General features: G+C 61.5%; 15 protein-coding genes. 8 read left to right on the top strand and 7 right to left on the bottom strand.

Features of this window, described 5'->3' with window-relative positions; all coding sequences use genetic code 11:
- Positions 1–10: 10 nt before the first annotated feature.
- Positions 11–2,188: a malate synthase G gene (locus AC19YS_RS22820; RefSeq protein ID WP_200622049.1), complete on the bottom strand. Its 2,178-nt coding sequence runs from the start codon at positions 2,186–2,188 to the stop codon at positions 11–13.
- A 388-nt stretch (positions 2,189–2,576) separates the two neighbouring features.
- Here AC19YS_RS22820 and AC19YS_RS22815 point away from each other — a divergent pair, with 388 nt between their 5' ends.
- Positions 2,577–3,089 (top strand): glycine cleavage system transcriptional repressor, encoded by a 513-nt coding sequence (locus AC19YS_RS22815; RefSeq protein ID WP_119737622.1) that lies wholly within the window; start codon positions 2,577–2,579, stop codon positions 3,087–3,089.
- A gap of 226 nt (positions 3,090–3,315) precedes the next feature.
- On the opposite strand, the gene rarD is transcribed toward AC19YS_RS22815, so the two are convergent.
- From rarD to AC19YS_RS22790, 5 genes are all read right to left on the bottom strand, one after another.
- Positions 3,316–4,200, bottom strand: coding sequence for an EamA family transporter RarD (gene rarD / locus AC19YS_RS22810; protein WP_500602707.1), 885 nt, complete (start codon positions 4,198–4,200; stop codon positions 3,316–3,318).
- Positions 4,201–4,328: 128 nt separating this feature from the next.
- Positions 4,329–5,303 (bottom strand): serine/threonine protein kinase, encoded by a 975-nt coding sequence (locus AC19YS_RS22805; RefSeq protein WP_106575556.1) that lies wholly within the window; start codon positions 5,301–5,303, stop codon positions 4,329–4,331.
- Between the two features lie 177 nt (positions 5,304–5,480).
- Entirely contained in the window at positions 5,481–7,376 is a 1,896-nt protein-coding gene (locus AC19YS_RS22800; protein WP_500602706.1) for a PhoX family protein, read from the bottom strand.
- Positions 7,377–7,455: 79 nt separating this feature from the next.
- On the bottom strand, positions 7,456–8,220 hold the full coding sequence (locus AC19YS_RS22795) for a TOBE domain-containing protein (protein ID WP_200622032.1): 765 nt from the start codon (positions 8,218–8,220) through the stop codon (positions 7,456–7,458).
- 57 nt (positions 8,221–8,277) lie between these two features.
- Positions 8,278–9,015 carry a ComFC family protein gene (locus AC19YS_RS22790; protein WP_200622030.1) on the bottom strand — a complete coding sequence of 246 codons (738 nt, stop codon included), beginning with the start codon at positions 9,013–9,015 and terminating at the stop codon, positions 8,278–8,280.
- 92 nt (positions 9,016–9,107) lie between these two features.
- On the opposite strand from AC19YS_RS22790, the gene bioB reads away from it, so the two are divergent.
- The 7 genes from bioB to AC19YS_RS22755 all read left to right on the top strand — a co-directional run bounded on the left by bioB (position 9,108) and on the right by AC19YS_RS22755 (position 16,237).
- Positions 9,108–10,163 (top strand): biotin synthase BioB, encoded by a 1,056-nt coding sequence (bioB, locus tag AC19YS_RS22785; RefSeq protein WP_200622028.1) that lies wholly within the window; start codon positions 9,108–9,110, stop codon positions 10,161–10,163.
- A gap of 156 nt (positions 10,164–10,319) precedes the next feature.
- On the top strand, positions 10,320–11,501 hold the full coding sequence (gene bioF, locus AC19YS_RS22780; RefSeq protein ID WP_169367737.1) for an 8-amino-7-oxononanoate synthase: 1,182 nt from the start codon (positions 10,320–10,322) through the stop codon (positions 11,499–11,501).
- Complete coding sequence (locus AC19YS_RS22775; RefSeq protein ID WP_179609915.1) at positions 11,494–12,225, top strand: alpha/beta fold hydrolase; 732 nt, start codon at positions 11,494–11,496, stop codon at positions 12,223–12,225. The genes bioF and AC19YS_RS22775 overlap by 8 nt, the downstream gene beginning before the upstream one ends.
- Positions 12,218–13,030, top strand: coding sequence for a malonyl-ACP O-methyltransferase BioC (bioC, locus tag AC19YS_RS22770; RefSeq protein WP_179609914.1), 813 nt, complete (start codon positions 12,218–12,220; stop codon positions 13,028–13,030). Before AC19YS_RS22775 ends, bioC begins: the two co-directional genes overlap by 8 nt.
- Positions 13,027–13,707, top strand: coding sequence for a dethiobiotin synthase (gene bioD, locus AC19YS_RS22765; RefSeq protein ID WP_106575548.1), 681 nt, complete (start codon positions 13,027–13,029; stop codon positions 13,705–13,707). Before bioC ends, bioD begins: the two co-directional genes overlap by 4 nt.
- Positions 13,708–13,813: 106 nt before the next feature.
- Positions 13,814–14,095, top strand: a complete 282-nt coding sequence (locus AC19YS_RS22760) for a hypothetical protein (RefSeq protein WP_017138029.1) — start codon at positions 13,814–13,816, stop codon at positions 14,093–14,095.
- A 336-nt stretch (positions 14,096–14,431) separates the two neighbouring features.
- Entirely contained in the window at positions 14,432–16,237 is a 1,806-nt protein-coding gene (locus AC19YS_RS22755; protein WP_500602704.1) for a phenylacyl-CoA dehydrogenase, read from the top strand.
- 76 nt (positions 16,238–16,313) lie between these two features.
- Here the strand turns inward: AC19YS_RS22755 and AC19YS_RS22750 are convergent, their stop codons facing one another.
- Positions 16,314–17,909 carry a hypothetical protein gene (locus tag AC19YS_RS22750; RefSeq protein WP_500602703.1) on the bottom strand — a complete coding sequence of 532 codons (1,596 nt, stop codon included), beginning with the start codon at positions 17,907–17,909 and terminating at the stop codon, positions 16,314–16,316.
- Between the last annotated feature and the right edge of the window lie 285 nt (positions 17,910–18,194).

Below are 18,194 nucleotides of genomic sequence, written 5' to 3'. Positions count from 1 at the left end.
CCTTCGTTAGTTACACACCCATTTTGGCTTTGAACTCACGGCGCCGACGGTGCAACACCGGCTCGGTATAACCATTGGGTTGCTTGGTCCCTTCAATCACCAACTCCACCGCTGCCTGGAACGCGATGTTGCTGTCGAAATCCGGCGCCAAGGGGCGATACAGGGCATCCCCCGCATTTTGACGGTCTACCACCGGCGCCATGCGCTTGAGGCTTTCCATCACTTGGGCTTCGTTGACGATGCCATGGCGCAGCCAGTTGGCGATGTGCTGGCTGGAGATGCGCAGGGTGGCGCGGTCTTCCATCAGGCCCACGTCATTGATGTCCGGCACTTTCGAGCAGCCGACGCCTTGATCGATCCAGCGCACAACATAGCCAAGGATGCCTTGGGCATTGTTGTCCAGCTCGTTGCGGATTTCCTCGTCAGACCAATCGGTGTTGCTGGCCAGAGGAATGGTCAGGATATCGTCCACCGACGCGCGCTCGCGTTTGGCCAGTTCGGCCTGACGCGCGAACACATCGACTTTGTGGTAGTGCAGCGCGTGCAGTGCAGCCGCCGTGGGCGACGGTACCCAAGCGGTGTTGGCGCCGGCCAGTGGGTGAGCGATTTTCTGTTCAAGCATCGCTGCCATCAGGTCGGGCATCGCCCACATGCCTTTACCGATCTGTGCACGCCCTTGCAGGCCGGTGCTCAGGCCGATATCGACGTTCCAGTTCTCGTAAGCGCCGATCCATTTCTCGGCCTTCATGGCCGCCTTGCGCACCATCGCGCCAGCTTCCATGGAGGTGTGGATTTCGTCGCCGGTACGGTCGAGGAAGCCGGTGTTGATAAACACCACGCGCTCGCTGGCGGCCTTGATGCAGGCCTTGAGGTTGACCGTGGTGCGGCGCTCCTCGTCCATGATCCCGACTTTGAGCGTGTTGCGCGGCAGGTTCAGCACGTCTTCGATACTCCCAAACAGCTCGTTGGTGAACGCAGCTTCTTCCGGGCCGTGCATTTTCGGTTTAACGATGTACACGGAGCCGGTGCGGCTGTTCTTGCGGCTGCTGGTACCGTTGAGGCTGTGGATCGCCGCCAGGCTGGTGAGCAAACCGTCGAGAATGCCTTCCGGTACTTCGTTGCCGTCTTTGTCGAGGATCGCGTCGATGGTCATCAAGTGGCCAACGTTGCGCACGAACAGCAGCGAACGGCCGTGCAAGGTCACGTCCTGGCCATCCACGCCGGTGTAGACACGGTCGGGGTTCATGGTGCGGGTAAAGGTCTTGCCGCCCTTGGCCACTTCTTCGGCCAGGTCGCCCTTCATCAGGCCGAGCCAGTTGCGGTAGATCACCACTTTGTCATCGGCATCAACGGCGGCGACGGAGTCTTCGCAGTCCATGATGGTGGTCAGCGCGGCTTCCATCAGCACGTCTTTGACGCCGGCCGCATCGGTCTGGCCGACAGGCGTGCTGGCGTCGATCTGGATTTCGAAATGCAGGCCGTTGTGTTTCAGCAAAATGGCGATCGGCTGGTCCGCCGGCCCCTGGAAACCGATCAGTTGTGCATCGTCGCGCAGGCCGCTGTTGCTGCCGCCCTTAAGGCTGACGATGAGCTTGCCATCAGCGATCTTGTAACCGGTGGAATCGACATGGCTGCCAGCGCTGAGCGGCGCGGCTTCGTCGAGGAAAGCACGGGCGAAGGCAATCACCTTGTCGCCCCGCACTTTGTTGTAGCCCTTACCCTTTTCGGCGCCGTCGGCTTCGCTGATGGCGTCGGTGCCATACAGCGCGTCATACAGCGAGCCCCAACGTGCGTTGGAAGCATTAAGGGCGAAACGGGCATTCATCACCGGCACAACCAGCTGAGGGCCGGCCATGCGGGCGATTTCGTCATCGACGTTTTGGGTCGAGGCCTGGAAGTCTGCGGCTTCTGGCAGCAGGTATCCGATGTCTTGCAGGAAGGCTTTGTAGGCCACCGGGTCGTGGGCCTGGCCGGCGTGGGTCTGGTGCCAGGTATCGATCCGCGCCTGGAAATCGTCGCGTTTGGCGAGTAGGGCTTTGTTCTTCGGTGCCAGGTCGTGAATGACCTTGTCGGCGCCGGCCCAGAACTGGTCGGCAGTGATGCCGGTACCGGGAATGGCTTCGTTGTTCACGAAGTCGAACAGGACTTTGGCGACCTGCAGGCCACCGACTTGAACGTGTTCAGTCATTGCTTGCCTCACTCTGCGGAGCTTATGCGCTTTTCAGCTTTTCAATTTACCAATGAAGCCTCTGGCCATTTAAACCACGAACCCGATCCCCCAGTACATGCCGTTAAGGCGGCTGGGCTGGCGGGTTATCGCGATACGTTGGTGCCTTGGCAGACATCGACCTAACGTTATGTAGTGCGCGGTTTTGCATACTACATGATGAGTTGCGGTTGTGAAAATTTGACTAAATACGTCGTTTAGCGACCCACTTTGGTCATGCGGTCACAGTGGGGTATTGGATGTTCTCAAAAAACTATCAGATTGTTCCAGATAAATATAAAAATGGTACACGATTTGTTTTCGAGGGCGCCTGCGTCCACCTTGTAGATTGAATTCAGAGGGCTTCGCCATGGACCATCTTGTACTCACTATTATTGCCGCCGACAAACCCGGCCTGGTTGAACGCATTGCGCAGAATATTGCCGCCCACGGTGGCAACTGGCTGGAGAGCCGAATGGCGCACATGGCCGGGCAGTTTGCCGGGATCCTGCGGGTCAGCGTTCCCGCCGAAAGTCGTCAGGGTTTGGTGAATGCGCTGGAGGACTTATCCACACACGGCATTCGCGTGCTGGTGGGTGAGGGCAGTTCAGGGCAGACCGCGGCGTCCAAGGCCATCCTGATGACGCTGGTGGGCAACGACCGTTCGGGAATCGTGCGCGAGATCACGGCGCTGTTGAGCAAACAGGGCGTGAACCTTGAAAGCCTGAGCACGGATGTGCGCCCGGCGCCCATGAGCGGTGATCCGTTGTTTACCGCCGAGGCATTGTTGCAGGTGCCCACCGCGTTATCCCTGGATACCTTGCAACTGTCCCTGGAAACCCTGGCGGATGACTTGATGGTGGAGTTGCACCACGAAGAATAACGGCCTGCCCACAGGGTTATGCATGGAAATCTTGCATGGGCCTGTGGATAACCTGTAGAGACCCGGCGCCAGGCCACGTCGGCCGGGCTTCTCCTTTAGTTGAGCAAAAAACGAGCAGTTTCAAGGGCTTGTGCACAAATGGCGGGGATCAGGTTGTGGATAACCTTGGGGTGGATGTCTGCAAGCCAGGCCTGCTGTGGCTTGCAGAGCTTTGTACGTTATTTGATCAGCGTTTGCGGATCGTCAGCCAGGCGTCCAGGCTGTAAACCACCAGGCCGGCCCAGATAAACGCGAACGCGATCAGCGTGCTGGTGGCCAAGTGTTCACCGAACAGGGACACCGCTTCCAACAGCACCAGGGTAGGCGCCACATACTGCAAAAACCCTAGGGCGGTGTAGGGCAAATGCCGCGCAGCAGCGTTGAAACACACCAACGGGATCAGCGTGACCGGGCCGGCCGCTACCAGCCACCAGGCTTCGCCAGTGCCCCAAAATTCAAGCTGTGCGCTGTGTGCCGACGGGTTGAACAGCAGCCAGGCGACAGCGATCGGCACCAGCATCCAGGTTTCCACCACCAACCCCGGTAGCGCCTTGACGGGCGCCTGCTTGCGGATCAGCCCGTAGAAGCCAAAGGTCAGCGCCAGCACCAGCGACACCCACGGCAAACTGCCCACCTGCCATACCTGTTGCGCCACACCCACCGCCGCCAGCCCGACGGCCATCCACTGCAAGCGCCGCAGGCGTTCGCCGAGAATCAGCATGCCCAGCAGCACATTCACCAGCGGGTTGATGTAATAACCCAGGCTCGCTTCGAGCATGCGCCCGCTGTTGACCGACCACACATACGTCAGCCAGTTGGCCGCAATCAACGCACCGCTCAGTGCCAGAATCGCCAGGCGCTTGGGGTTATCGCGCAGTTCACGAAACCAGCCCGGGTGTTTCCACACCATCAACAGCACAGCGCCAAACAGCGCCGACCACAGCACGCGGTGCACGATGATTTCGGCGGCGGGAACGCTGGCGATGGCTTTGAAATAGATCGGGAACAGGCCCCAGATGACATAGGCGCTCAGGCCCAGGATGTAACCCTTGCGGGGGTTGGCGGGTTGCATTGCAGAATCCTTGCATAGGCAGCTAACAAAGGCGCAATTGTAAGGATTTTTGTCAGACGATGGGATGCTGCTTTTCTGTGGGAGCTGGGTTGTCGGGTCGCCAGCGCCCACTAGGCGTCGCGGCAGTGTCAGAACAGTTTCAGCGGTTCTTCATTGAGCGCCGACAGTTGCTCACGCAACGCCAACACCTGATCGCCCCAATAACGTTCGCTGCCGAACCACGGGAAGCTGTGGGGGAACGCTGGGTCATCCCAGCGGCGTGCCAGCCAGGCGCTGTAGTGCATCAGGCGCAAGGCGCGCAAGGGTTCGATCAGCGCCAGTTCGCGCGGGTCGAAGTCGTGGAATTCCTGATAACCGTCCATCAATTCCGACAGCTGGCCCAGACATTCCTGGCGATCACCGGCGAGCATCATCCACAAATCCTGTACGGCCGGGCCCATGCGGCAGTCATCCAGGTCGACGATATGAAACATCTCGTCGCGGCACATCATGTTGCCGGGGTGGCAGTCGCCGTGCATGCGGATGTTCTTGTGCGGTGTGGCTTTGTAGACCTCTTCCACGCGCTTGAGCAGGTCGCGGGCCACGGACTCGTAGGCCGGCAACAGGCTTTTCGGAATGAAGTTACCTTCCAGCAAGGTCGTGAGGGAGTCGTGACCGAAGTTTTTCACCCCTAACGCCTCGCGGTGTTCGAACGGGCGGGTCGAGCCGACGGCGTGCAAACGGCCGAGCAGCTGACCCAGGCGATACAGCTGATCAAGATTGCCCGGCTCCGGCGCACGGCCACCCCGGCGCGGAAACAGGGTGAAGCGGAAACCCGCGTGTTCGAACAGGCTTTCGCCGTTGTGGATCAACGGGGCGACCACCGGTACTTCGCACTCGGCCAATTCGAAGGTGAAACGGTGTTCTTCAAGGATCGCTTCGTTGGTCCAGCGCTGCGGCCGATAGAACTTGGCGATCAGCGGTTCAGAGTCTTCGATACCCACTTGGTAGACGCGGTTTTCGTAGCTGTTGAGCGCCAGAATGCGAGCATCGCTGAGGAAACCGATACTTTCGACAGCGTCGAGAACCAGGTCGGGGGTGAGTGTTTCAAACGGATGGGCCATGCGAACTCCTGCGCGCAGCAGGGCGCCGCGTCCGGCCCGGTATGGTAACGCACACGGCGATAGATAGGTGGCGTCTGTACTGGTCGCATCGGGGGCAAGCCCCTCCCACGAAGACCGCGTTTGACCTGTAGGAACGCGGTCAAGCGTGGGAGGGGGCTTGCCCCCGATTGGGGCCTATCAGGCGCCGACGATCCCGCCATCATCCCGCCGAATCGCCATCACCGACGAACGCGGTTTGCCGTTCGGCAGATGCTCCGGCCAGCTCGAGCCGCCGGTTTCGCCCGGGTGCTGAATCCCCACAAACAGCGTCTTCTGATCTGGCGAAAAGCTGATCCCCGTCACCTCGCACGCCACTGGCCCGACCATGAACCGGCGGATTTCCCCGGTGCTCGGGTCGGCGCACAGCATCTGGTTGTTGCCCATGCCGGCGAAGTCACCCGCGTTGCTGTAGTCGCCATCGGTGAGAATCCACAGGCGCCCGGCCTTGTCGAAACCCAGGCCGTCGGGGCTGTTGAACATGTTTTGCGGGTTGATATTGGACGAGCCACCCTTCGGCGTGCCGGCATGCACACCGGGGTTGCCGGCCACTACAAACAGGTCCCAGGAGAACGCGTTGGAGCCATGGTTATCGGCATCGGCTTTCCAGCGCAGGATCTGGCCGTAGACATTTTTCTCTCGCGGGTTCGGGCCGCCTACCGGCTGGCCTTCCTCGCCACGCTTGGCGTTGTTGGTGAGGGTGCAATAGACCTGACCATCCGTGGGGCTGACCACGATCCATTCCGGGCGGTCCATGCGCGTGGCCTTGACCACGCTGGCGGCCAGGCGCGCGTGGATCAGCACTTCGGCCTGGCTGGCGAAACCGGTGCTGGCGTCAATGCCGTTTTTGCCATGGGTGAGTTCGACCCATTGGCCGGTGCCCTTGGGGTGGTCGGCGTTGCCGTCGCCTGCGTCGAAGATCGCCACATACAAGGTGCCGTGGTCGAGCAGGTCTTTGTTGGCCTTGGGGTTCTTGTGGTTGATCTTGTCGCGGCTGACGAACTTGTAGATAAACTCGCCGCGCTCGTCATCGCCCATGTACACCACGGCGCGGCCATCGCGGGTTTCAGCCAGTGCGGCATTTTCGTGCTTGAAGCGGCCCAGGGCGGTGCGTTTGGTCGGCGTGGATTGCGGGTCGAACGGGTCGATTTCTACCACCCAGCCATGGCGGTTGAGTTCATTGGGGTGCTTGGCCATGTCGAAACGCGGGTCGTGTTGATGCCAGTTGATCTCTTTGCTGGCCGCCACCACGCCGTAGCGCTTTTGCGCGGCGTCGAAGGCCTGTTGTGGGTTGCTGCTGCCAAAGCAGTCGGTGAAGTTCTCTTCGCACGTCAGATAGGTGCCCCATGGGGTCTTGCCGTTGGCGCAGTTCTGGAAGGTGCCGAGGACTTTTTTACCGGTTTTGTCGGCGCGGGTTTTCAGCCAGTCGTGACCCGCCGCCGGACCGCTCAGGCGGATCGGCGAGTTGCCGTGGATGCGCCGGTTGTAGCGCGAGTCCTGCACGAACTGCCAGGTGTCGCCCTTGCGCCGCACTTCGATCACCGACACGCCTTCACTGGCCTGGGCCTTGTGCACGTCCTCGGCCGATTGCGGCGCGCCGCCGTGGGCGTAGAGGTAACGGTAATTGGTGTATTCGTTATTGATCGCCATCAGCGCGCGGTTGTCGTCACCGGGGAAGGCGAACAGGCTCATCCCGTCGTTGTTGTCACCGAACTGTTGCTCCTGGGCCTTGGCGCTGCCGTTGCCGGAGGGGTCGAACGCCGGGGCATTTTTGTGCAATGGCTGGCCCCAGCTGATCAGCACTGAGGCGCTGTAGCCGGGGGGCAGGGTGATGGCGTCGCGGGTGGCGGCGGCGATGCTGGGGAACCCCAGCAACGGGCTGGACGCGGCGTTGACAGCCAGGGCGCTACGGCTCAGCAGGTTGCCGCCGAGGAACATCGCGGCGCCGCACAAAGCCCCCGCGCCGATGAAACGGCGGCGGGTGAGGCCGACCATCTGTTCAAGGTCGGTGGCTTGGTTGTCTTCTAATAGGCTCATTTCGGGCTCCCTGCGGTTTTTGCAGACACCTTAAGGAGCACGCGTGACGAAATTGTTGCAGTTTGAAGTAGCCCTCGCGCTACACCGGCGTGCCGAGCAACACGTTGCTGGGCGAGAACTGCACCTGAATTGGCTGGCCCTCGGCGGCCTTCAGCGCCTTGAGCGCGGCGGGCTGCGCCAGGGCGCATAAAACCTGGCCGTTGGGCAGGGTGATGCGCACCTCGCTGGGGCCGTCGTCGGCGTCGAGAATCGTCTCGATCACGCCGCTCATGCAATTGTGTCCAGGTGTTGCTACCTGCCCCAGGGCGAGCAATTCCAGCCAGCCGGCCTTGATCAAGGCGACCACTTCCACGCCGGTCTCCAGTTCCAGGCGCAGCGTGCTGTCGTGGGTGATCTGCGCGCTCAGGCTCAAGGCGCCCGACAGTTGCAGGCGGATCATGTCATTGCGGCCATGGCTTTCAATCGCGATGACCTGGCCGTGCAGTTGGTTGCGCGCGCTGGTGCGCAGCATCAGCCGGCCGAGCAGGTTGAAGTCGCTCGCGTCTTCGTCCGAGCCCAGCAACTGGGCCTGCAACACTTGCAAACGCTGGTAAAGGCGCAGCACGCGCTCACCCTCGGCCGTCAGCTTGGCACCGCCGCCGCCTTTGCCGCCGACGCTGCGTTCCACCAGGGGTTTTTGCGCCAGGTTGTTCAGTTCGTCGATGGCATCCCAGGCGGCCTTGTAACTCAAACCGGCGCTCTTGGCCGCGCGGGTGATCGAGCCTTGCTCGGCGATGTGCGCCAGCAAGGCGATGCGCTGGGGGCGGCGGATGATGTGTTGGCTGAGCGAGGTCGGCAGAGACATGTGGATACGCTTCGATAAGGTCAGCGGACGTTGCAGGCGTGGCGCACGCGAGTCAAGTCATGCCCCGGGTTTAGGTGTGCGTGCCAGGCAGTACACGTCGACTTGCCGCGCTCCCGCGTCCATCAACAACCGCGCCAGGCTGTGGGCGGTGGCGCCGGTGGTCAGTACGTCGTCGACCAGCGCCAGGTGGCGGCCTTGCACCTGGGCGTCGGGAGCCAGTGCAAACGCGGCCAGCAGGTTGCGTTTGCGCGTTTTGGCGTCGAGGGCTTGTTGCGCGACGGTTTCATGGGGGCGTAACAACAGATGGTCATCGTGCGGGATAGCAAGCTGTTCACTCAGCCAGCGTGACAGCATCAGCGCCTGGTTGAAGCCACGTTCGCGCAGGCGTTTACGCGCCAGGGGCACGGGCAGCAGGCAGTCGGGGCGCTCAAGTTCGGCGTTGTCAAAACGGTGTTGCAGGTGATGCCCCAGCAGGCGCGCGAGCAGATGGCCGAGAGGCCAGCGTGACTGATGCTTGAAGCGGCTGATCAGGGTGTCGACGGGAAAGCTGAAGGACCACGGCGCGACGACGTGTTTAAACGCAGGCGGGTTTTTCAGGCATTGGCCGCAAATCAAACCGCTGGTTGGCAGCGGCAAGGCGCACACCTCGCATTGTTCCAGCAACCATGGCAGCTCTGTTTCGCAGACGTTGCACACACAATCGGTCGATTCTGTGGCTTCATCGCAAATTAAACAGGTCTGGTTGTTTTTTAGCCAGATGTAAACCTCGTGTTTGTATCCAGGTTGACAGCGCATGAATCTTCCTTAAATATGCCGAGCATCCGTGTCGTGACTGTGGGTATTGCCCTTCCCGCAGCGAAAGCCCAAGCATAATCAAGGAATCGCCCATGAGCGCCAGCACCACTGCCAACCTGCGTCACGATTGGTCCTTAGCCGAAGTCAAAGCGCTGTTCGTGCAGCCTTTCAATGACCTGTTGTTCCAGGCGCAGACCGTGCACCGCGCGCATTTCGACGCCAACCGCGTGCAGGTGTCGACGTTGCTGTCGATCAAAACCGGCGCCTGCCCGGAAGATTGCAAATATTGTCCGCAGTCGGGCCACTACAACACTGGCCTGGAAAAAGAAAAGCTGATGGAAGTGCAGAAGGTCCTCGAAGAGGCCGCCCGCGCCAAGGCCATTGGCTCGACTCGCTTCTGCATGGGCGCCGCCTGGAAACACCCGTCGGCCAAAGACATGCCGTACGTGTTGGAAATGGTCAAAGGCGTGAAGGCCATGGGCCTGGAAACCTGCATGACGCTCGGCCGTCTCGACCAGGACCAGACCGAGGCCCTGGCCCAGGCCGGCCTCGACTACTACAACCACAACCTCGACACCTCGCCTGAGTTCTACGGTTCGATCATCACCACGCGCACTTACAGCGAGCGCCTGCAAACCCTGGCCTATGTGCGCGATTCGGGCATGAAGATCTGCTCGGGTGGCATCCTCGGCATGGGCGAGTCCCTCGACGACCGCGCCAACCTGCTGATCCAGCTGGCCAACCTGCCGGAGCATCCGGAGTCAGTGCCGATCAACATGCTGGTGAAGGTGGCCGGTACGCCGCTGGAAAACGCCGATGACATCGACCCGTTCGACTTCATCCGCATGCTCGCCGTGGCGCGCATCCTGATGCCGCAGTCGCACGTGCGCCTGTCGGCCGGCCGCGAAGCCATGAACGAGCAGATGCAGGCCCTGGCGTTCTTCGCCGGCGCCAACTCGATCTTCTACGGCGACAAGCTGCTGACTACCGCAAACCCGCAGGCTGACAAGGACATGCAGCTGTTTGCGCGCCTGGGCATCCTGCCGGAAGCCCGTGAAGAGCATGCCGATGAAGTGCACCAGGCGGCCATCGAGCAGGCGTTGGTGGAGCACAAGAGCAGCGAGCAGTTCTATAACGCGGTTGTTTGACGCCGATCCTCCTATTGGAATGCACTCCAAATGTGAGAGCGGGCTTGCTCGCGAATGCGGTGGATCAGTGAAAGATAGGTTGACTGACGCACCGTATTCGTGAGCAAGCCCGCTCCCACATGTTTGACCGAGTTCACCTGCTAATCCGAGGCCTGCATGTCTTTTGATCTCGCCGCGCGTCTCGCTGCCCGTCGTGCCGAACACCTTTACCGTCAACGCCCTTTGCTCCAGAGCCCGCAAGGCCCTGAAGTCGTGGTGGACGGCCAACCGTTGCTGGCGTTCTGCAACAACGATTACCTGGGCCTGGCCAATCACCCGCATGTGATCGAAGCCTGGCGCGCTGGTGCGTCCCGCTGGGGCGTGGGCGGTGGCGCGTCCCACTTGGTGGTTGGCCATGCCACGCCGCACCATGAACTGGAAGAAGCCCTGGCCGACCTGACCGGGCGCCCACGCGCGTTGCTGTTCACCACCGGCTACATGGCCAACCTCGGCGCTGTCACGGCGCTGGTGGGGCAGGGCGACACGGTGCTGGAAGACCGTCTCAACCATGCCTCGTTGCTGGATGCCGGTTTGCTCAGCGGTGCGCGGTTCAACCGCTATTTACACAACGACGCCGCCAGCCTGGCCAAGCGGTTGGAGAAGGCTACCGGCAACACGCTGGTGGTCACCGACGGCGTCTTCAGCATGGACGGCGATCTGGCCGACCTGCCCGCGCTGGCCCGTGAAACCAGGGCCAAAGGCGCCTGGTTGATGGTGGATGATGCTCACGGCTTCGGCCCGCTGGGGGCCACTGGCGGCGGGATCGTCGAGCATTTCGGCTTGAGCCAGGAGGATGTGCCGGTGCTGGTCGGCACGCTGGGCAAAGCCTTTGGCACGGCCGGGGCGTTTGTGGCGGGCAGCGAAGAGCTGATCGAAAGCCTGATCCAGTTCGCCCGGCCTTACATCTACACCACCAGCCAGCCGCCGGCGTTGGCCTGCGCAACTTTGAAAAGCCTGGAGCTGCTGCGCACCGAGCATTGGCGACGCGAGCATCTCAATGGCCTGATCCGCCAGTTCCGTCAGGGCGCCGAACAGCTCGGCCTGGACCTGATGGACAGCTTCACGCCGATCCAGCCGATCCTGATTGGCGACAGCGCCCGCGCCGTGCGCCTGTCGCAGTTGCTGCGCGAGCGCGGCCTGATGGTCACCGCGATCCGCCCGCCCACCGTGCCTGCCGGCGGCGCGCGTTTGCGCGTGACGTTGACGGCGGCCCACAGCGCGGCGCAGGTGCAGCTATTGTTAAACGCATTGGAAGAGTGTTTCCGCTTGTTAGGCGCCACGGAGCCCGACCATGCGTGATCGACTGATATTGCTGCCCGGCTGGGGCCTTGGCGTATCGCCACTGGAGCCCTTGGCCGCAGCCTTGCGCGGCCTCGACGAACACCTGCAGGTGCAGATCGAGCCATTGCCAACGCTGCAATCGAGTGACGTGAGTGAATGGCTCGACGAACTCGACGCCACGCTGCCCGACAACGCCTGGCTGGGCGGGTGGTCCCTGGGCGGCATGCTCGCGTCGGAGCTGGCGGCGCGGCGCGGCGAACGTTGCTGCGGCTTGCTGACGTTGGCGAGCAACCCGTGTTTCGTCGCCCATGCCGGCTGGCCCAGCGCGATGCCGGCTGAGACATTCGATGCGTTTCTCGCCGGCTGCCATGCCGACTCCCAGGTCACCCTCAAACGCTTCGGCCTGCTGTGTGCAAAGGGTGCGCAAGACCCGCGCGGGCTCTCGCGTTTACTGGTCAGCGGCGCGCCGAATACGCCTTCCAGCGAATTGATGACCGGCCTTGAGTTGCTGGCTCAACTGGATACCCGCGAAGCTTTGCTCGGCTATCGCGGCCCACAGTTGCATCTGTTCGCAGGCTGGGATGGTCTGGTGCCCGCGCAGGCGGCTGGCGACCTGCTGGCGCTGCTCCCCGATGTAGAAATCGGCCTGATTGAACAGGCCGGTCACGCTTTTCTTCTGGAAGACCCTCACGGTGTAGCGGGGGCCATCCAGGCTTTTTTGCACGAGTGCGTTGATGACTGATTTATCCCACCCAACACTGCCGGGCGCCTTGCCGGACAAGCGCCAGGTGGCGGCGTCTTTCTCCCGTGCCGCCGCCAGTTACGACAGCGTGGCCGCGTTGCAGCGCGCCGTGGGCCACGAGCTGTTGGCTCGCCTGCCGACGGGCACCGCGCCGCAACGCTGGCTGGACCTGGGCTCGGGCACCGGTTTTTTCAGCCGCGTGCTGGGCGAGCGGTTGCCCGCCAGCCAGGGCGTGGCGGTGGATATTGCCGAAGGCATGCTCAACCACGCGCGGCCATTGGGCGGCGCCGAGCACTTTATTGCCGGTGATGCTGAACGCCTGCCGTTGCAGGGCAATAGTTGCGGGCTGATCTTCTCCAGCCTGGCGGTGCAGTGGTGTGCGAATTTCGACGCCGTGCTCAGCGAGGCTTATCGCGTGCTGCAACCCGGCGGGGTATTGGCGTTTGCGAGCTTGTGCGTGGGCACCCTGAGTGAGCTGCGCGAAAGCTGGCGGGCCGCGGACGGCCTGGTGCACGTCAATCGCTTCCGCACTTTTGAGGCTTATCAACAGCTGTGCGCCGCCAGCGGCTTGCGGGTGGTGAGCCTGGAGCGCCGGCCGCACGTGTTGCATTACCCGGATGTGCGCAGCCTGACCCATGAACTCAAAGCATTGGGCGCGCACAACCTCAACCCGGGCCGCCCGGGAGGGTTGACGGGGCGCGCAAGGATTGTTGCACTGGTGGACGCTTACGAGCAGTTCCGTCAGGCCCAAGGCCTGCCCGCCACCTACCAAGTGGTGTATGCCGTACTGGAGAAACCTCTATGAGCGCCGCTTACTTCATCACCGGTACCGACACCGATGTTGGCAAGACCACCATCGCCGCCGGCCTGCTGCACGCCGCAAGGCTTGCGGGTAAAAGCACCGCCGCTGGCAAGCCCGTGGCTTCGGGCTGCCAGGTCACCCCCAAAGGATTACGCAATGCCGACGCCTTGGCGCTGTTGGCTGAGTGTTCGTTGCCGTTGAGCTATGCCGAGGTCAACCCGGTGGCGTTCGAACCCGCGATTGCGCCGCACCTGGCGGCGCGGGAGGCGGGCGTGGCGTTGACGGTGCAATCGCTGTTGAAACCGATGCAGCAGATTCTGGCGCGGCAGGCGGATTTCACCTTGATTGAAGGCGCGGGCGGCTGGCGGGTGCCCCTGGCCGATCAGGACAACCTGTCGGACCTGGCCAAGGCGCTCAAGCTGCCGGTGATCCTGGTGGTGGGCGTGCGTCTGGGCTGTATCAGCCATGCGTTGCTCACCGCAGAAGCCATAGCGCGAGACGGTTTGCCGTTGGCAGGCTGGGTGGCGAATATCATCGACCCCAAGACCTCTCGTCTGGAAGAGAACCTCGCCACCCTGGCTGAGCGGTTACCGGCGCCTTGCCTTGGGCGCGTGCCGAAACTCAAGCAGGCCAGCGCCGAAGCCGTGGCCGAATACCTGGAACTGGACCTGCTTGACTGATTTTGGCTATCGCTAAGGCATTATGCCATTAGTGTTTTTGACGGGCGTTTTGCCGGGATGTCTGCTTCAATTCAGGTTCACGATTCTCTAAAGGCAGGCTTACGCCATGGAAATCTCTGGAAGCAGCGCGTTTTATTCGGGGCTGAGCACGATTCAGGCCGGGCAGAACCGCGTCGACCAGGCGGCCGGTAAAATCGCCGGCGCCGCGACCACCCAGCCCTCAGACGCACAAAGTGACCGTCTACAAGCCAACGACCGCGCCCAGCCATCCAACTCGGCGAGCAACATGGTTGAAATGGCCCAAGGCAAGTTTCAAGTCGAGCTGGGCGCTAAAGTCGCCAAGGCTTCGGACGAAATGCTGGGCACGCTGATCGACACCTACGCTTAAACCCCCTCTTTGCAGGTATGCCGGCGCTTCTGTGGGCACTGGCTTGCCTGCGCTAGCTTCTATTCGGTCCCCTTGGTACACCGCGGCGCCTGTATCGCAGGCAAGCCAGCTCTCTATTTGTCCTGCTTCTTCTGACTGATCTTCTACACCCCTCAATCATGTGGCGCCTTGCCGCAGGCGTTGCCGTGCCTGATGTTGATCCGCGTCATGACAAATGGCAGCGGGACGATGCTTGACAACCCCAGGTCGTAAACGTATGTTTCAAACACCTGTTTGACCGCCACAACGCATCCAGGCGGTTGTTCATCCCAGATACATCAGCAGAGGTTTATCGCTATGCCTGACTACAAGGCCCCCTTGCGTGATATTCGCTTCGTTCGTGACGAACTGCTCGGTTATGAAGCGCACTATCAGAGCCTGCCGGCTTGCCAGGACGCTACCCCGGACATGGTTGACGCCATCCTCGAAGAAGGCGCCAAGTTCTGTGAGCAAGTGCTGGCACCGTTGAACCGCGTGGGCGACATCGAAGGCTGTACCTGGAGCGAGTCAGGCGTTAAGACCCCGACGGGTTTCAAAGAAGCCTACAAACAGTTCGTTGAAGGCGGCTGGCCAAGCCTGGCCCACGACGTGGAGCACGGCGGCCAAGGCCTGCCGGAGTCCCTGGGCCTTGCAGTCAGCGAAATGGTTGGCGCTGCCAACTGGTCGTGGGGCATGTACCCGGGCCTGTCGCACGGTGCGATGAACACCATCTCCGAGCACGGCACCCCTGAGCAGCAAAATGCCTACCTGACCAAACTGGTCTCGGGCGAGTGGACCGGCACCATGTGCCTGACCGAACCCCATTGCGGCACCGACCTGGGCATGTTGCGCACCAAGGCTGAGCCTCAGGCCGACGGTTCCTACAAAGTCTCCGGCACCAAGATCTTCATCTCGGCCGGTGAACACGACATGGCCGACAACATCGTCCACATCGTGCTGGCCCGCCTGCCGGACGCACCGGCTGGCACCAAAGGCATTTCGCTGTTTATCGTGCCTAAATTCCTGCCAAACGCAGACGGTTCGATTGGCGAGCGCAACGCGGTGTCCTGTGGCTCCCTGGAACACAAGATGGGCATCCACGGCAACGCCACCTGCGTGATGAACTTCGACGCGGCCACCGGTTTCCTGATCGGCCCGGCGAACAAAGGCCTGAACTGCATGTTCACCTTTATGAACACCGCGCGCCTGGGCACTGCCCTGCAGGGCTTGTCCCACGCCGAAATCGGTTTCCAGGGCGGCCTGAAATACGCTCGCGATCGCCTGCAAATGCGTTCGCTGACCGGCCCGAAAGCACCGGACAAAGCCGCTGACCCGATCATCGTGCACCCCGACGTGCGCCGCATGCTGCTGACCATGAAAGCCTTCGCCGAAGGCAACCGTGCGATGGTGTACTTCACCGCCAAGCAAGTGGACATCGTCAAATACGGTACCGACGACGAAGCGAAGAAGCAGGCCGATGCCCTGCTGGCCTTCATGACTCCGATCGCCAAGGCGTTCATGACCGAAGTCGGTTTTGAATCCGCCAACCACGGCGTGCAAATCTACGGCGGCCACGGCTTCATTGCCGAGTGGGGCATGGAGCAGAACGTTCGCGACAGCCGCATTTCGATGCTGTACGAAGGCACCACCGGTATCCAGGCGCTGGACCTGCTCGGCCGTAAAGTGTTGATGACTCAAGGCGAGGCGCTCAAGAGCTTCACCAAGATCGTGCACAAGTTCTGCCAGGCCAACGAAGGCAACGAAGCCGTGAAGGAATTCGTCGCACCGCTGGCTGCACTGAACAAGGAATGGGGCGAGTTGACCATGAAGGTCGGCATGGCCGCGATGAAAGACCGTGAAGAAGTCGGTGCTGCTTCGGTGGATTACCTGATGTACTCCGGTTACGCGTGCCTGGCTTACTTCTGGGCCGACATGGCACGCCTGGCGGCCGAGAAACTGGCGGCCGGCACCACCGAAGAGGCGTTTTACACCGCCAAGCTGCAGACCGCGCGCTTCTACTTCCAGCGCATTCTGCCGCGTACCCGCACTCACGTTGCAACCATGCTGTCGGGCGCCAACAACCTGATGGACATGAAAGAAGAGAACTTCGACCTGGGCTACTAAGCCTCGGCGGGTTCATGAAAAAGCCGCCGCTCTTTCGGGAGCGGCGGCTTTTTTGTGGGGGCCAGCAACGCGGCGCTTAAGGTGTCGGGATAAAAGGCGCGCCGTCGCAATAGGTGTTGCCCGGCAAAACGCCTCTGACTGGAATGTCCGTCGGTGGCGACTGAAGCAATTGCCCGGCGGCATTCTGCGTCGTGTAGCTGAGGTACATGATGCCCCTGCCGATCACCCGCATGGTGGCCGAATACTGCAGGTACACGGTTTGCCCAGTGGTGGAAGCCGAGGCAGCCCACACAATCGGGAACGTCAGTGGGGGCGCAATGGGGATTGAACCGTCATCCTGACGGCTCATTACGCACGTCAATGTTCCCGCCGTGTTGGCACGCAACAGCGCAGAGGGCGGAATAAATACACCGATAGACCGGTTTAGAAAGGTCAGGCTCGTAGGCTGTGGCGAGGCGCAGGTGAGATTGCCGCCGATAAGGTTAAGCACCTGCGGCTGCGCCAGCGTCATCAACGGCGAGAAGTTCAGGATGATATTCCTGGTAGGTCCCTCCACGAAGGTGGTCCCCCGGGTGATCCGGAATTTTATCTGTGTGGGCGTGTTGTTGCTGGCGGCGCCCGGAAGGATGGCCAGTAATTGCGCCGTCGTGATCACAAGGCGCAGCGGCAGTGGTTGGCCCACGTAAACCACAGGTGGCGCCAAGACGGTATTCGTGCCCACGACAACGGCCACAGCGTCGTTGATCTGCAAATTGGTGACACTGTCCAGCCAAACCTCCATCCCGCCTTGCCCGCTCAAGTCGATATCGGCCTGAGTCACCGTGTTGTCGGGCGCAATCGCCTGTGTCACGCGCGGAGCGGCAATGTTTGAAGGGGTCAGTTGCAGCGCGACCCTGAGTTCCAGAATCAACGAATCACGAGAGCGGTTGCCCAGTCGGTCCAGGAAGCGGTAGGTCAGTTGCATGAGGCCGTTGCCGCGTTCGCGAATCACGGAGGCCGGTATGGAGAGCACGCGCGGGGCCGGATAGTCGGGCAAGGTAACAGGGCCTGGAAGTGCAAACGGAAACTGCATGTGCCGGTCGGTAATGCCGTAGTAGGGAATGACCCTCAGCGCGACCTGGGTGTTGATCTCTGCGTGCTCGGGAATCCGGAAGACAACCGGGTCATTGCTGGCCAGATACTCTTCGGTAATCATCGCAGTCGCCAGGTTCAATGGCAGCAGCGGGGCCGGCGGTGTGATGGTCAGGTAACCAAAAGGTGGCGTTTTATGCACCCGCAGCGGCGTGCTGGCAGTGGCACACAGCACGTTGTCGCCGGCTTCCAGGATGTAGGTCAGCAGATAATCGCCCTCACTGCTCACGAAGCGGCGCGGCACTGGCATCTCAATGTCTGCTGTGGGGTAAGACGGCAACCGGAGGTAGGCGATGACTTGGTGTTCATGCGGTGGGGGCAGTTCGGCGTACACCCGGATAGCGGGCTGGGCCCCGGCAGGCCCGGGCTGCGGCAACGCTGGAATCCGAATGCGCAGGTCACGTTCAGCCGTCGTCAGAGGCACCATGCCGCCCGTCCCGGGCAGAGCATCCACCACGATCAGGGGCGGCAGCGCGGGTATTGCGTTACGAATCAGGAACTGAGAGCTGGTGCTCACGAGTTCGGATACCAAGGTTTCCATGAGGGTCACTCCCATCGTGTTTAAGGGACACTCCCTGTCCCGAATACTCGCTGGGCGGTATTGAGTGGTACGCGCAAGTAAACATGCCAATTCCCTCGACGACTACTGTCATAACTGACAGTACGAGGTGGCCTGCGCATTGCATCCGCCTCTTTTATCGCGCAATGGCATGTAAAAAAAACCGCAGCGCAACACTCAGGGATTAGGCCGAGCGGCCGTTAAAGTGATGGCAATGTGATACACCTCACATTGAATGTGCTTAACTGTACGCAGTGAAGGCACTGT

The organism is Pseudomonas sp. MF08831 (genome assembly GCF_059862645.1).
This window is presented reverse-complemented; position numbering and strand designations above follow the sequence as displayed.

Coding starts and splice junctions, on each gene's coding strand:
- rarD (WP_500602707.1), bottom strand. CDS start 4,200: ATGCAACCCGCCAACCCCCGCAAGGGTTACATCCTGGGCCTGAGCGCC.
- AC19YS_RS22760 (WP_017138029.1), top strand. CDS start 13,814: ATGGAAATCTCTGGAAGCAGCGCGTTTTATTCGGGGCTGAGCACGATT.
- AC19YS_RS22775 (WP_179609915.1), top strand. CDS start 11,494: ATGCGTGATCGACTGATATTGCTGCCCGGCTGGGGCCTTGGCGTATCG.
- bioD (WP_106575548.1), top strand. CDS start 13,027: ATGAGCGCCGCTTACTTCATCACCGGTACCGACACCGATGTTGGCAAG.
- AC19YS_RS22805 (WP_106575556.1), bottom strand. CDS start 5,303: ATGGCCCATCCGTTTGAAACACTCACCCCCGACCTGGTTCTCGACGCT.
- AC19YS_RS22790 (WP_200622030.1), bottom strand. CDS start 9,015: ATGCGCTGTCAACCTGGATACAAACACGAGGTTTACATCTGGCTAAAA.
- AC19YS_RS22815 (WP_119737622.1), top strand. CDS start 2,577: ATGGACCATCTTGTACTCACTATTATTGCCGCCGACAAACCCGGCCTG.
- bioB (WP_200622028.1), top strand. CDS start 9,108: ATGAGCGCCAGCACCACTGCCAACCTGCGTCACGATTGGTCCTTAGCC.
- AC19YS_RS22750 (WP_500602703.1), bottom strand. CDS start 17,909: ATGGAAACCTTGGTATCCGAACTCGTGAGCACCAGCTCTCAGTTCCTG.
- bioC (WP_179609914.1), top strand. CDS start 12,218: ATGACTGATTTATCCCACCCAACACTGCCGGGCGCCTTGCCGGACAAG.
- AC19YS_RS22795 (WP_200622032.1), bottom strand. CDS start 8,220: ATGTCTCTGCCGACCTCGCTCAGCCAACACATCATCCGCCGCCCCCAG.
- bioF (WP_169367737.1), top strand. CDS start 10,320: ATGTCTTTTGATCTCGCCGCGCGTCTCGCTGCCCGTCGTGCCGAACAC.
- AC19YS_RS22820 (WP_200622049.1), bottom strand. CDS start 2,188: ATGACTGAACACGTTCAAGTCGGTGGCCTGCAGGTCGCCAAAGTCCTG.
- AC19YS_RS22755 (WP_500602704.1), top strand. CDS start 14,432: ATGCCTGACTACAAGGCCCCCTTGCGTGATATTCGCTTCGTTCGTGAC.
- AC19YS_RS22800 (WP_500602706.1), bottom strand. CDS start 7,376: ATGAGCCTATTAGAAGACAACCAAGCCACCGACCTTGAACAGATGGTC.